Origin of the sequence: Aquicoccus sp. SU-CL01552 (assembly GCF_040365005.1) — a bacterium.
Taxonomy (GTDB): domain Bacteria; phylum Pseudomonadota; class Alphaproteobacteria; order Rhodobacterales; family Rhodobacteraceae; genus Antarcticimicrobium.
Map to the genome: position 1 here is coordinate 153,364 of NZ_BAABWV010000005.1, position 12,595 is coordinate 165,958.

Annotated in this window: 10 protein-coding genes and 1 riboswitch; of the genes, 5 read left to right on the plus strand and 5 right to left on the minus strand. The window is 66.9% G+C overall.

Translation table 11 applies throughout. The features are described 5' to 3' along the window. The first annotated feature begins 85 nt into the window (after positions 1–85). On the plus strand, positions 86–619 hold the full coding sequence (locus ABWV23_RS07805; RefSeq protein ID WP_353346672.1) for a peptidoglycan-binding domain-containing protein: 534 nt from the start codon (positions 86–88) through the stop codon (positions 617–619). A gap of 38 nt (positions 620–657) precedes the next feature. On the opposite strand, the gene ABWV23_RS07810 is transcribed toward ABWV23_RS07805, so the two are convergent. Further along, entirely contained in the window at positions 658–1,359 is a 702-nt protein-coding gene (locus tag ABWV23_RS07810; RefSeq protein ID WP_353346674.1) for a glutathione S-transferase N-terminal domain-containing protein, read from the minus strand. Positions 1,360–1,464: 105 nt separating this feature from the next. Further along, positions 1,465–1,541, plus strand: a riboswitch (SAM riboswitch). Between the two features lie 63 nt (positions 1,542–1,604). Between ABWV23_RS07810 and metZ the strand changes: the two genes are divergently transcribed. The 4 genes from metZ (at position 1,605) to ABWV23_RS07830 (ending at position 6,307) form a co-directional block, all read left to right on the plus strand. Then, positions 1,605–2,789 carry an O-succinylhomoserine sulfhydrylase gene (gene metZ, locus ABWV23_RS07815; RefSeq protein WP_353346676.1) on the plus strand — a complete coding sequence of 395 codons (1,185 nt, stop codon included), beginning with the start codon at positions 1,605–1,607 and terminating at the stop codon, positions 2,787–2,789. A gap of 129 nt (positions 2,790–2,918) precedes the next feature. Beyond that, complete coding sequence (gene folE2 / locus ABWV23_RS07820) at positions 2,919–4,022, plus strand: GTP cyclohydrolase FolE2 (protein WP_353346678.1); 1,104 nt, start codon at positions 2,919–2,921, stop codon at positions 4,020–4,022. Positions 4,023–4,175: 153 nt separating this feature from the next. Next, positions 4,176–4,787: a hypothetical protein gene (locus tag ABWV23_RS07825; RefSeq protein WP_353346680.1), complete on the plus strand. Its 612-nt coding sequence runs from the start codon at positions 4,176–4,178 to the stop codon at positions 4,785–4,787. A 71-nt stretch (positions 4,788–4,858) separates the two neighbouring features. After that, entirely contained in the window at positions 4,859–6,307 is a 1,449-nt protein-coding gene (locus ABWV23_RS07830; protein WP_353346682.1) for a TrkH family potassium uptake protein, read from the plus strand. 81 nt (positions 6,308–6,388) lie between these two features. Here the strand turns inward: ABWV23_RS07830 and gatB are convergent, their stop codons facing one another. The 4 genes from gatB to pepN all read right to left on the minus strand — a co-directional run bounded on the left by gatB (position 6,389) and on the right by pepN (position 12,470). Continuing rightward, a complete protein-coding gene (gene gatB / locus ABWV23_RS07835) occupies positions 6,389–7,900 on the minus strand; it encodes an Asp-tRNA(Asn)/Glu-tRNA(Gln) amidotransferase subunit GatB (protein WP_353346684.1) in 1,512 nt (503 codons plus the stop codon). A gap of 67 nt (positions 7,901–7,967) precedes the next feature. Further along, positions 7,968–9,224, minus strand: coding sequence for a hypothetical protein (locus tag ABWV23_RS07840; protein WP_353346686.1), 1,257 nt, complete (start codon positions 9,222–9,224; stop codon positions 7,968–7,970). 206 nt (positions 9,225–9,430) lie between these two features. Beyond that, positions 9,431–9,817: a hypothetical protein gene (locus ABWV23_RS07845; RefSeq protein ID WP_353346688.1), complete on the minus strand. Its 387-nt coding sequence runs from the start codon at positions 9,815–9,817 to the stop codon at positions 9,431–9,433. A gap of 100 nt (positions 9,818–9,917) precedes the next feature. Beyond that, a complete protein-coding gene (pepN, locus tag ABWV23_RS07850; RefSeq protein ID WP_353346690.1) occupies positions 9,918–12,470 on the minus strand; it encodes an aminopeptidase N in 2,553 nt (850 codons plus the stop codon). Positions 12,471–12,595 lie beyond the last annotated feature (125 nt).

Consider the following 12,595-nt stretch of genomic DNA (forward strand, 5'->3'; position numbering starts at 1 on the left):
GGGGCCGGTTGCGGGAAACTTTGCGCCGCCGGCGATCTGCGCTAGACTGGCCGCAACGAGAGAACACGCCTGTCGAGGCCCGAGCATGACACCGACCCGAACGATCCTCAGCGCGCTGGCGCTGGCCGGGCTTGCCGCCTGTGCCGGGCCGGTGGGCGACATCGCCGCGCTGGGCGAACCCGAAGTCAGCCGCCAGATCCAGCAGGCGCCCCCCGGCGCCCCCCCCGGCACCTGCTGGGGAAAACATGTGAGCCCGGCGGTGATCGAGACGGAGACCGAACAGGTGATGATGCAACCGGCCGAGATCCACGCCGATGGCACGGTGAGCCGCCCGGCGACCTTCAAGACCGAGACGGTGCAGAGGATCGTGCGCGAGCGCAAGGAAACCTGGTTCGAAACCCCCTGCGCCAGCGACATGACGCCCGAGTTCCTGGCCAGCCTGCAGCGCGCACTGGCGGTTCGCGGCCTCTATCACGGCACGGTGTCGGGCGAGATGGATACCCGCACCCGTGCTGCCGTGCGCCGCTACCAGAAACCGCAGGGACTCGATTCGGGGATCCTGTCACTGGCCGCCGCGCGCAAGCTGGGGCTGGCGGTCGTCGACCTGGACGAGGGCTGAGGCCCCGCGACCGGGGTCAGGCGTGCCGGGCGGGCCGCCTAGCGTTTGAACAGCAGCGCCTGCGCCTGCTTGTCCTGCGCGATGTTGGCACGTTTCTCGGCGGCCACCGCCCGGCCGGCCTGTACGGCGGGGCGGCTGCCTACGGTCTTGATCCAGCGGGCGAAATGCGGCTTGTCGTCGATCTGTTGCTCCTGCCGCTTCCACAGATGCGCCCAAGGCCAGATCGCCATGTCGGCGATCGAATAGAAATCGCCGGCGACGAATTCGTTGTCGGCCAACTGCCGGTTGAGCACGCCATAGAGGCGGCCCACCTCGGCGCGATAGCGGTCCTTGGCATAGGGCAGGTCCTGCGGCGGGTCCATCGCCGGGGCGTATTGCAGGAAGTGATGCGCCTGGCCCGCCATCGGCCCGACCCCGCCCATCTGCCACATCAGCCATTGGTCGACCGCGATGCGTTGTCGTTCGGTGCTGCCGCAGAACCGCCCGGTCTTGCGCGCGAGATATTGCAGGATGGCCCCCGATTCGAAGATCGAGATCGGCGCCCCGTCCGGCCCGTCGGGATCGGTGATCGCCGGCATCCGGTTGTTCGGCGCGATCTTCAGGAACGCCGGTTCGAACTGGGCGCCGGCGGTGATGTCCACCAGCTGCAGGGCATAGGGCAGGCCCATCTCCTCCAGCGCGATTGAGATTTTCCAGCCGTTCGGCGTGGGCCAGTAATACAGGTCGATCGGTGCACTCATCTCAGCCTCCCTCGGTCAGGGCGTGATCATGCGGCTTTCCGCGCCGGGGGCAAGGGGAGGCCGCCTGTCTTGACGGACGCCTGCCTTGGGCGTATGCCCGGCCCATCGAAGGATCGTGGCGATTTGTTACCGGATTGCGGGCCACGTTAAACACACCGCTAAAAGGTCAGGATGAAAGACCCCTTTCGCTTGGCCGCGATCGGGGTTTTTTTTGTGCCCGCCTGGACGGGCCAGAGGATGAGAACATGAGCGACAACTGGAAATCACGTACCACCGCAGTTCACGCCGGCACCCGCCGCAGCCAGTACGGCGAAATGAGTGAGGCGATCTACCTCACCCAGGGGTTTGCCTATGACAGCGCCGAAGCCGCCGAGGCCCGGTTCATCGAGGCCGGCGAGGACGAGTATATCTATGCCCGCTATGGCAACCCGACCGTGCGCATGTTCGAGGACCGGATCGCCCGGATCGAGGGGGCCGAGGACGCCTTTGCCACTGCCTCGGGGATGGCGGCGGTGTCCGGCGCGCTCACGGCGCTGCTCAAGGCAGGCGATCACGTGGTCGCGGCACGGGCGCTGTTCGGTTCGTGCCTCTATATCCTCGAAGAGGTGCTCGGCCGCTTTGGCGTCGAGGTCACATTCGTCGACGGCACCGACCTGGACCAGTGGCGGGCGGCGATCCGCCCCGACACCAGCGCGGTGTTCTTCGAATCGGTCTCCAACCCGACGCTCGAAGTGATCGACATCGCCGCCGTCGCCGACCTGGCCCACGCGGTGGGCGCGCTGGTGGTGGTCGACAACGTCTTTGCCACGCCGGTGTTCTCGGACGCGGTGGCACAGGGCGCCGACCTGGTGGTCTATTCGGCGACCAAGCACATCGACGGGCAGGGGCGCGCGCTGGGCGGCGTGATCCTGGGAACCCGCGAGGTGATCCGAAAAAAAGTCGAACCCTACATGAAACATACCGGCGGCGCGATGAGCCCGTTCACCGCCTGGATCATGCTCAAGGGGCTGGAAACGCTGGACCTGCGCGTGCGGGCGCAGGCCGCCAACGCGCAGGCCGTGGCCGAATCGGTCCAGCATCACCCGGCGCTGGCCCGCGTGCTGTTCCCCGGGCTGGCGGCGCATCCGCAATACGACCTCGCGCGCGCCCAGATGGGCGCAGGGGGCACGGTGCTGTCGCTCGACCTCAAGGGCGGGCAACCGGCCGCCTTCGGGTTCCTCAACGCGCTGAAGATCGCGCAGATCTCCAACAACCTCGGGGATGCCAAGACCATCGTCACCCATCCCGCCACGACCACCCACCAGCGCCTGAGCGAAGAGCAGCGCGCGCAGCTGGGGATCACGCCGGGGCTGGTGCGGGTGTCGATGGGGATCGAGAACCTCGAGGATCTTCTGGCCGACATCACCGGGGCGCTCGATGCCGCGAACTGAGGTCCGGGTGTCGGGCCGGGGCGGGAAAAACAAGTGATCCACCGCCAGTCTCGGTGCGTATTGGGATTAGGAATGGAAATCCACAGTCCCCGCGCCTAGATTTGGCGGGCAGATGCAAAGGGATCGGCAATGAATATTCAGTTCCCCGCGTTGGACGGCGCGCCCGACGAAAACGACGCCGCAGCGGCGCTTGACGTGTTGCGGGCCTGGGCCGCAAGCGCCACGGCGACCGAGGTTGCACAGCTTGACCCAGCCATCGCGCGGCTGCTGCCCGGCCAGGCGCTGGGGAACTATCCCGACCTGTCGCGGCACTACCCACAGGACTTCACGGTCGACGAGGCCTACAAGGCGACGCTGCCCGATCTTCAGAACGGGCCGGCCAGCCTGATCCGGGGCGCGAAACAGCAGATCCAGCATGTGGGGATCTCGAACTTCCGCCTGCCGATCCGGTTTCATACCCGCGACAACGGCGATCTGACGCTGGAAACCGGGGTGACCGGCTCGGTCAGCCTCGAGGCGGACAAGAAGGGCATCAACATGAGCCGCATCATGCGCTCGTTCTATGCCCATGCGGATCGCACCTTCAGCTTCGAGGTGATCGAGGCGGCGCTGGACGATTACAAGAGCGACCTCGAAAGCTTCGATGCCCGCATCCAGATGCGCTTTTCCTTCCCGATGAAGGTGGAGAGCCTGCGCTCGGGGCTGGCCGGCTACCAGTATTACGACATCGCGCTGGAGCTCGTGGAAACCGACGGGGTGCGCAAGAAGATCATGCACCTCGACTATGTCTACTCCTCGACCTGCCCCTGTTCGCTGGAACTCAGCGAACACGCCCGGTCGCAGCGCGGCCAACTGGCGACGCCGCATTCGCAGCGCTCGGTCGCGCGAGTCTCGGTGGTGCTGGACCCGGATGCGCCCTGCCTGTGGTTCGAGGACCTGATCGAGGCCTGCCGCCGGGCGGTGCCGACCGAGACGCAGGTCATGGTCAAGCGTGAGGACGAACAGGCCTTTGCCGAGATGAACGCCGCCAATCCGATCTTCGTCGAGGATGCGGTGCGGCTGTTCTGCGCCCAGTTGCAGGCCGATCAGCGCATCGGCGATTTCCGCATCATTGCCAGCCACCAGGAGAGCCTGCACAGCCATGACGCCGTCAGCCTGCTGGTCGAGGGCGAGACCTTTGCCTCCGAAAGCCTCGATCCGCACCTGTTTGCCTCGCTGATCCACGCGGGTTGAGCGGCGGCGCGGCCGCCTGGCGGGGCGGATCCTGACCGAAATTCCGCGCTGCAGCGAAAAATGCTGCAATTGCATTCGCCCTGCGCTATGCTGGTCTCGTGATGCGCGCCGGCCGGCGCGCGGCCCGATGCTCAAAAGCGGAGCGATCTCATCATGACCCCGATATTCGATCCCCTCAGTGCCCAGACCGCGATGTTGCGCTTGGCGGGCTATGCCGCCAGCCAGCAGCTTGCGGTGATGCAGACCTTCACCCTGTTCGCCGCCAACATGCCCGCGCTTCAGGCACGGGCGGTGTCCCTTGCCTGGTCCGGCGGAGAGACAGCCGCCAAACCGGCGGCGAAGCCTGCCGCGAAAACACCTGCCAAACCGGCGGCCAAACCGCGCACGGCCCGCCCCCCGGCGGCCCGGACCACGACACGCCCGGCGCCTGCCACGCCCTTGAAGACGGCAGAAAAGGTGACACCGGCACCGAAACCGGCGGCAAAGGCGGTTCCGCAAAAAACGGTGGCGAAGCCGTCCACGCCCCCCGATGCGCCAATCAAGGCTGAGGCGCCCACGCCTCCGGCCAAGGCGACGCGGGCCGGTACCAAGGCCCCGGCGAAAAAAACCGTAGCCCGGACTCTTGCAGCGAAACCGGCAGAGGCACCGGCGGCCCCTCCCGCGGCCGAGGCAAAACCGGCGGCCAAGCCCGCGACCAAACCGGCACCCCGCCGACGCGCCCGGGCGCCGTCCAAACCGCCACGGATGCCCGGCGACGGCGAATGAGGCCCGGGACCGTGCCGGCGCCGGCCTGTCGCGCTTGACAGTCGGCGCAGGGCGCGCCAACGCTGCCGCTCATGTTTGACCTGCGTCCCGTCGGATATGTGATCGGCCTGCTCGTCGCCATTCTCGGCGCGACCATGGCCCTGCCGTTGATCGCCGACCTGATCGAGGGGCGTGGCGAATGGCATGTCTTCCTGGAAAGCGGGATGGTCTCGGTGCTGGTCGGGGGGATGATCTCGCTGAGTTGTTCCAATGGCCGGCGCGAGGGGCTGACGATCCAGCAGACCTTTCTCCTGACCACCGGCGTCTGGGCGGTCCTGCCGCTGTTCGGTGCGATCCCCTTCATGCTGGGCGAGACCGAGTTGCGTTTTGTCGATGCCTATTTCGAGGCGATGTCGGGCGTGACCACCACCGGTTCGACGGTGGTGACGGGGCTGGACGACCTGCCGCACGGCATCCTGTTGTGGCGTGGCATCCTGCAATGGCTGGGCGGCATCGGGATCATCGTCGTGGCGATGGTCTTCCTGCCCGAGTTGCGGGTGGGCGGGATGCAGATCTTTCGCTCCGAGGCCTTCGAGACCATGGGCAAGATCCTGCCGCGCGCCACCGCGATCGCCGGCCAGATCTCGACCATCTACATCGGGCTGACCGTTGCCTGCATGTTCACCTACATGGCGCTGGGCATGTCGTTCTTCGACGCGCTGGTGCATGCGCTGACCACCTGTTCGACCGGCGGTTTCGCCAACTATGATGCCTCCTTCGGCACCTTCTCGGGGCCGGCGGAATATGCGGCCTCGGTCTTCATGGTGCTCGCCGCGCTGCCCTTCGTGCGCTATGTCCAGATGATCAACGGCCACGCCAGCCCGTTGTTTCGCGACAGCCAGGTGCGCACCTTCCTGATCGTCATCGCGGTCCTGGTGCTGGTGACGACGCTGGTGCTGACCTCGATCTTTCCGCATCACTGGGAACAGGCGATGCGAGAGGCGCTGTTCAACATCACCTCGATCATCTCCGGTACCGGGTTTTCCAGCGTCGATTACATGACCTGGGGCAGTTTCCTGATCATGCTGTTCTTCTTCATCGGGCTGATCGGCGGCTGTGCCGGCTCGACCGCCTGCTCGGTCAAGATCTTCCGCTACCAACTGCTGTTTTCCTCGATCGCGGTGCAGATCCGGCGTATCCGCAACCCGCACGGGGTCTTTACCCCGCGGTTCGAGGGCCGCCCGGTGGGGGCCGACGTGCTGAGCTCGGTGATTTCCTACTTCATGTTCTTCGTGGTGTCGCTGGGGCTGCTGTCCTGGGGGCTGGCGCTGACCGGGCTGGACATGATCACCGCGATCTCCGGCGCGGCGACGGCGCTGGCCAATATCGGCCCGGGCCTGGGCGACAAGATCGGGCCGGCGGGCAACTTCGCCGGGCTGAACGACCCGGCCAAGTGGATGCTGTCTATTGCCATGCTGGTGGGCCGGCTGGAGCTGATGGTCGTCTATGCCATCCTGACGGTGCAGTTCTGGCGCGCCTGAGGCCGTTCCCCCCAGCCCCCTCAATGAAAAACCCCGGCGCCGGGCCGGGGTTTCCTGTACATTTTGCCGTGGTGATGGGGCTTACAGCCCCAGCTTGGCCGCGACGATCTGGTTCACTGCCTTGGGGTTGGCCTTGCCGCCGGTGGCCTTCATCACCTGGCCCACGAACCAGCCGGCCAGTTTCGGGTTGGCCTTGGCCTTTTCCACCTGGGCGGGGTTGGCGGCGATCACCTCGTCGACCGCGGCCTCGATGGCGCCGGTGTCGGTGACCTGTTTCATGCCGCGCGCCTCGACGATCTCGGCCGGGTCGCCGCCCTCGGTATAGACGATCTCGAAAAGGTCCTTGGCGATCTTGCCCGAGATGTCGCCCTTGGAGATCAGGTCGATGATCCCGCCCAACTGCTCCGGGTTGACCGGACTGGTGGTGATGTCGTGGTCGTCTTTCTTCAGCCGGCCGAACAGCTCGTTGATGACCCAGTTGGCCGCCAGCTTGCCGTCGCGCCCCTGCGCCACCGCCTCGAAATAGGCGGCCGTCTCGACCTCGGCGGTCAGCACGCTGGCGTCATAGTCGGTCAGGCCGAAATCGGCGATATAGCGCGCCTTGCGGGCATCCGGCAGTTCCGGCAGCGCGGCGGCGATCTCGTCCACCCAGGCCTGCTCGATTTCCAGCGGCAGCAGGTCGGGATCGGGGAAGTAGCGGTAATCATGCGCCTCTTCCTTGGACCGCATCGAGCGGGTCTCGCCCTTGTCGGGATCATAGAGGCGGGTTTCCTGGTCGATCGTGCCGCCGGCCTCGACGATGGCGATCTGGCGCCGGGCCTCGACCTCGATCGCCTGCTGGATGAACCGCATCGAGTTCATGTTCTTGATCTCGCAGCGGGTGCCGAGGTGACTGAAATCCTGGGTTTCCCAGTATTTCTCGTAATCGCCGGGGCGGCAGATGCTGACGTTGACATCGGCGCGCAGGTTGCCGTTCTGCATGTTGCCGTCGCAGGTGCCAAGATAGCGCAGGATCTGGCGCAGCTTGGCGATATAGGCGGCGGCCTCTTCCGGCCCGCGGATGTCGGGGCGGCTGACGATCTCCATCAGCGCCACGCCGGTGCGGTTCAGATCGACAAAGGACATGTTCGGGTCCATGTCGTGGATCGACTTGCCGGCGTCCTGCTCCAGGTGGATGCGTTCGATCCGCACCATGCGGCCGATGCCCTCGCCCAGTTCGACCAGCACCTCGCCCTCGCCGACGATGGGGTGATAGAGCTGGCTGATCTGATAGCCCTGCGGCAGGTCGGGGTAGAAATAGTTCTTGCGGTCAAAGGCGCTGACCAGGTTGATCCCGGCCTTGAGGCCCAGCCCGGTGCGGACCGCCTGTTCGACACAGAACTCGTTGATCACTGGCAGCATGCCGGGCATCGCCGCGTCGACGAAGGAGACGTTGGAATTGGGCTCGGCGCCGAATTGGGTCGAGGCGCCCGAGAACAGCTTGGCGCGCGAGCTGACCTGCGCATGGACCTCCATGCCGATCACCAGTTCCCAGTCGTGCTTGGCCCCGGCGATCACCTTGGGCTTGGGGGGCTCGAATGTCAGGTCCAGCATGGGGTGCCTCGTCTCCGCGAATGTCCGGCCTGCGTTCTAGGCCAGAGCGCGCGGCTGGGCAAGGGGATCAGAGCGCGCCGGTCACCGGCCCCTCCGGCGTAAAGGTGATGCGCAGCCCGCGGTCGAGGTCGTCGCGGAACTGTTCGGCGATGGCGCGCAGCGCGTCGGCCCGCCCGCGCGCGGCGAACCGCTGCGGCGAGGCGACGCGCAGGTTGTTGTCAAACCCCTGTGCCGCATGGGCCCAGACCAGCGGGTGCACTTCGGTCAGGTGGTCGCGGATCAGCCAGCCGGCACAGGCGGCGATGCGTGCGCGCGGACTGTCCGGCGCCGGCGTGTCCCCGTCGCGGCGCAGGGTGATCGCGCAATAGGCGGCAAGCAGGTTGATCATCTCCTGCTCGGGATGCGCGGCGACGATATCGCGCAGCCCGTCGATGAAGAAATCGACATCCACCGCGTCGAGGGCGTCGGCATCCCCGGCAATGGCGTCGAAGCAGACCCAAGCATAGCCGCCCGTGCCCCAGATGTCCTGCGTGCGCGCGGCGGTGCGGCGCGCCTCGAGGTCCAGCGCCGCGCGGTCGGGCAGCAGGTGCGCCCCGAGCGCGCGCATGGCCCGGAAGTTCTGCGGATCGAGGTCGATCAGCGCGCCATGGCTGTCGGCCAGTCGTCGCGCCAATCCGGGGCGGCGCGCCAGCAGCGCGCATTGCGCCGAGGCCACCGCCGGGCTGTCCAGCGCTATGGCGTCGAAGGCCTCCAACAGGCGCGCGGCGCGGTCGAAATGCGCGGCACAGCGTTGCCGGTTCAGCGCGGGAAGGGTGGCCTCCGCGCCGGTGCCGCGCCAGGCCCAGGCGATGTCGATATGCGCCAGCGCCACGACAAGGGTCACGTGGGGATCGGTCCGGTGTTCCTGCCGCATCGCCTCCAGCGACATGATCCCCGAGAGCAGCGCGGGATCCTCGGCCCCGGCCCCCCGCTCCAATGCCTGTTCGACGGCCTGCACGACGTCGCAGCGTGCACCATAGGCCAGCAGCTCGGCCAGTGGCACCCCGCCTGGCGCGGCGCTCCGCGCGGAATCGGCGGCGCGAATTTCCGCCGCAAGGTCGTCCCAGCGGTCCTGCCGGGCCAGGAACAGCCCCCGTTCCCGCGCCTGTTGCGCGATATCGCTTCCGGTCTCGCCCTCGCGGATCGGGATGTCGACCAAGGTCTCGAGCGAGGCCTCCGGCTCTGACGGCAGGACGGGCGAGGGGGCGCGCCGCGTGAAACGGGCAATGGACTGGGCCAACACGGGCAGAATGGAAGGCAACGCGTGGCGATCGAATTGGAACATGAAGACCCCGAATGGCGGCAGCTGCGGATTTCCCCGTGAACCTGCCGCTGCATTGGGGCGCAAAGGTGGCACCACGGGGGTGTTTGCGGACGGCGAATGGGGTAATTGAGTGGCATTGTCCCCGGAAGGGAACCGGAGCGCCGTTTCACCCGGGGTCCGGGCCGCGATTGTTCATTGATCGGGTGACGCCGGGTCAGAAGGCCGGGTCAGAACACGGTGAAATGATGCCGCTCCACCTGAACGCCACGGGCCAGAAGCGCCGCTTCGAACACCCGGTGCGGCGGCAACGATTCGTCGGGCAGGCGGATGCGTCGCCCCGATGTCAGCACCGCCGTCGCGCGCACCGAGAAATCCCAACGGGTATCGAGGCGCAGACGCGCGATCTCCGACAGGGCCAGAGTTCCCTTGCGCCGCCCGCTGCGCCACGACAGGGACTCCGCGTCCAGCGTCAACCCGGCCTCGGGGTCGCGGTAGAGATCGTAGAGCGCCGGCAGGGTCGGCAGCGCCAAGAGCGCCATCAGCCACCACGCGGCGTCAAACAGCAGGATCGCGGCGAGCAGCGCTGCATAGACGCAGATCAGAACGCCCAGCATCCTCGGGCTGCGCCCCCGCCGCGAAAAGCTGAAGCTGCCCCCGGGCACCGTTCAGCGACCGGCGCCGGGGGACAGGGAGCAGGGCAGGGGGCGCGGCACCTCACGCGCCCCGGATGCGGGAGATCATCTCGGCGGTGTCGCGCGACAGGTCCGGCGTCGAGGCGATGCGCTCAAGCTGCGCCCCGATCAGCGCCTGCCGCTCCGCGTCATAGCGTTTCCAGGTCTGGAACGCGCTGCACATCCGCGCGGTGGTCTGCGGGTTCAGCGGATCGAGCCGGATCAGCCAATCGGCCAGCAACGCGTAGGCGGCGCCGGAGGGGGCATGAAAGCCCGCGTGGTTGCCCGCCAGCGCGCCAAAGACCGCGCGAAAGCGATTGGGCGTCTTCCAGGTGAAATCGGCGTGTTCGGTCAGCGCCCGGGCGATCTGCGCCGCGTCCTTCGGGGCGGCCTCGGTGATCTGCAGCATGAACCACTTGTCGATCACCAGCCGGTCGGCCTTCCACTGGTCATAGAACCGCGCCAACTGCGCCGCCCCCTTGCCCGCGCGCAGCAGGCAGGCCAGCGCTGAAAGCTGGAGCGTCATGTTGTCGGCCGCCGCGAATTGCGCCGCCGCCTGTTCGCCGCCGTCGCGCCGGGTCATCAGGCCCAGGATCGCGCCGGCCAGCGCCCGCTTGCCCGATTGCGCGGCGTCCGGGGCATAGGGGCCGGCCACCTGCGCCGAATTGTACAATTCACCCAGCAAATCCCCCAAGGCCTCGGCCTGGGCATCCTTCAGCCGTTCCACCGCGGACCAGATCGCCATCGGGTCCGGGGTGATGCCGGCCTCGTGCAGGAAGCCGGCCAGTTGCGACTGGCCGGGCAGGCCCAGCATCAGCGCGCGATAGGCCGGGTCAAGCTGGTCGTCGCGCAGCACCCTGCGGATGCCGTCCAGGTAATCGGCATCCGGGTCGGCGCCCTTGGTGATCATGTCGATCAGGCACTGCCGCGCCAGGTCTCGGCCCGCCTCCCACCGGTTGAAGGGGTCGGTGTCATGGGCCAGCAGAAAGGCGCGGTCGGCGCTCTCGGGCAGTTGGTCGAGGATCACCGGCGCCGAGAAATCCCGCAGGATCGAGGGGACGGGATGCGCCGCCAGCCCTTCGAAGGTGAACGACTGGGTCGTCTCGGTCATCTCCAACACCTGCGTCGGAAGCACCTCGTCGCCGTTGGGGCCAAGCAGGCCCACCGCGATCGGGATCACCTGCGGGCTCTTCTCCGGCTGGCCGGGGGTGGGGGCGGTGCGCTGGGTGAAGGTCAGGGTATAGGTGCCATCCTCGAACGCCTCTTCCACGCTCAGCCGCGGCGTGCCCGATTGCGAATACCAGCGTTTGAACTGGCCCAGGTCGCGGCCGGTGACATCCTCGAAGACCTTGAGCCAGTCCTCGATGGTGCAGGCCTGCCCGTCATGACGCGCGAAATACAGGTCCAGCGCCTCGGCATAGGCGGAATCGCCCACCAGCCGCTTGAGCATGCCGATCACCTCGGCGCCCTTCTCATAGACGGTGGCGGTGTAGAAGTTGTTGATCTCCTGGAAACTCTCGGGGCGCACCGGGTGTGACAGCGGCCCGGTATCCTCGGGGAACTGCCGCGCGCGCAGGTCGATCACGTCGCTGATCCGCTTGACCGGGGCAGAGCGCATGTCGGCGGTGAACTGGCTGTCGCGGAACACCGTCAGCCCCTCTTTCAGGCACAGCTGGAACCAGTCGCGGCAGGTGATGCGGTTGCCGGTCCAGTTGTGGAAATACTCATGCGCGATGATCGCCTCGATGCGCTCGAAGTTCATGTCGGTCGAGGTGTCGGGGCTGGCCAGAACGCAGGAAGAGTTGAAGATGTTCAGCCCCTTGTTCTCCATCGCGCCCATGTTGAAATCGTCCACCGCGACGATGTTGAAGACATCCAGGTCGTATTCGCGACCATAGGTATCCTCGTCCCATTTCATCGCCTTCTTCAGCGCCTCCATGCCAAAGGCGCATTTGTGCTCGTCCCCCGGCCGCACCCAGAGGTTCAGGTCCACAGGTTTGCCCGACACGGTGGTGAAGCTGTCCGATTGCGCCACGAGATTGCCCGCCACCAGCGCGAACAGATAGGCCGGCTTGGGCCAGGGATCGTGCCATTCGGCCCAGCCTTCGCCGCGCCCGGTGGGGTTGCCGTTCGACAGCAGCACCGGCAGATCGCCGTTGATGCGCACGCTGAAGGTGCTCATCACGTCGGGGCGGTCGGGGTAATAGGTGATCTTGCGAAAGCCCTCGGCCTCGCACTGGGTGCAGTACATACCGTTCGACATGTACAGCCCCTCCAGCGCGGTGTTGTGTCCCGGGTCGATCTCGACCTCGCATTCCCAGACAAAGGGCGCGTCGGGCGCTTCGGCGGTCAGCCCGCCGTCGGTGATCTCGGGCGTGATCCCGGCGCCGTCGATTGCGGCGCGGATCAGCGTCAGCCCCTCGCCATGCAGGAAAAAGCGGCGATCGCGCGCCTGCGGGTTGGGGCGAAAGGCGATGCGGCTGGTCACCCGCGTGGCATGGGGCGCAAGATCAAAGGTCAGGTGGACCGAGTCGACCAGATAGCCGAACGGCGCGTAGTCCTTGAGATAAATCGTCTGGGGGGCGGCGTCGCGCATGGGGGCCTCGCTGGGTTGGATCGGCGCCGACGTTAGGCAAATGCCCGGTCCCCTGCAAGGCGTCCCCACGCCGCGCTCCCGAGGGTTTTCAGGGCCGGTTTGAAACTGCTATCGGGAAAATTGGT

Bases quoted from the DNA above. Each gene is read 5' to 3' on its own strand.
- ABWV23_RS07840 (WP_353346686.1), bottom strand. From the start codon at position 9,224: ATGTTCCAATTCGATCGCCACGCGTTGCCTTCCATTCTGCCCGTGTTG.
- ABWV23_RS07830 (WP_353346682.1), top strand. From the start codon at position 4,859: ATGTTTGACCTGCGTCCCGTCGGATATGTGATCGGCCTGCTCGTCGCC.
- gatB (WP_353346684.1), bottom strand. From the start codon at position 7,900: ATGCTGGACCTGACATTCGAGCCCCCCAAGCCCAAGGTGATCGCCGGG.
- ABWV23_RS07810 (WP_353346674.1), bottom strand. From the start codon at position 1,359: ATGAGTGCACCGATCGACCTGTATTACTGGCCCACGCCGAACGGCTGG.
- pepN (WP_353346690.1), bottom strand. From the start codon at position 12,470: ATGCGCGACGCCGCCCCCCAGACGATTTATCTCAAGGACTACGCGCCG.
- metZ (WP_353346676.1), top strand. From the start codon at position 1,605: ATGAGCGACAACTGGAAATCACGTACCACCGCAGTTCACGCCGGCACC.
- folE2 (WP_353346678.1), top strand. From the start codon at position 2,919: ATGAATATTCAGTTCCCCGCGTTGGACGGCGCGCCCGACGAAAACGAC.
- ABWV23_RS07825 (WP_353346680.1), top strand. From the start codon at position 4,176: ATGACCCCGATATTCGATCCCCTCAGTGCCCAGACCGCGATGTTGCGC.
- ABWV23_RS07805 (WP_353346672.1), top strand. From the start codon at position 86: ATGACACCGACCCGAACGATCCTCAGCGCGCTGGCGCTGGCCGGGCTT.
- ABWV23_RS07845 (WP_353346688.1), bottom strand. From the start codon at position 9,817: ATGCTGGGCGTTCTGATCTGCGTCTATGCAGCGCTGCTCGCCGCGATC.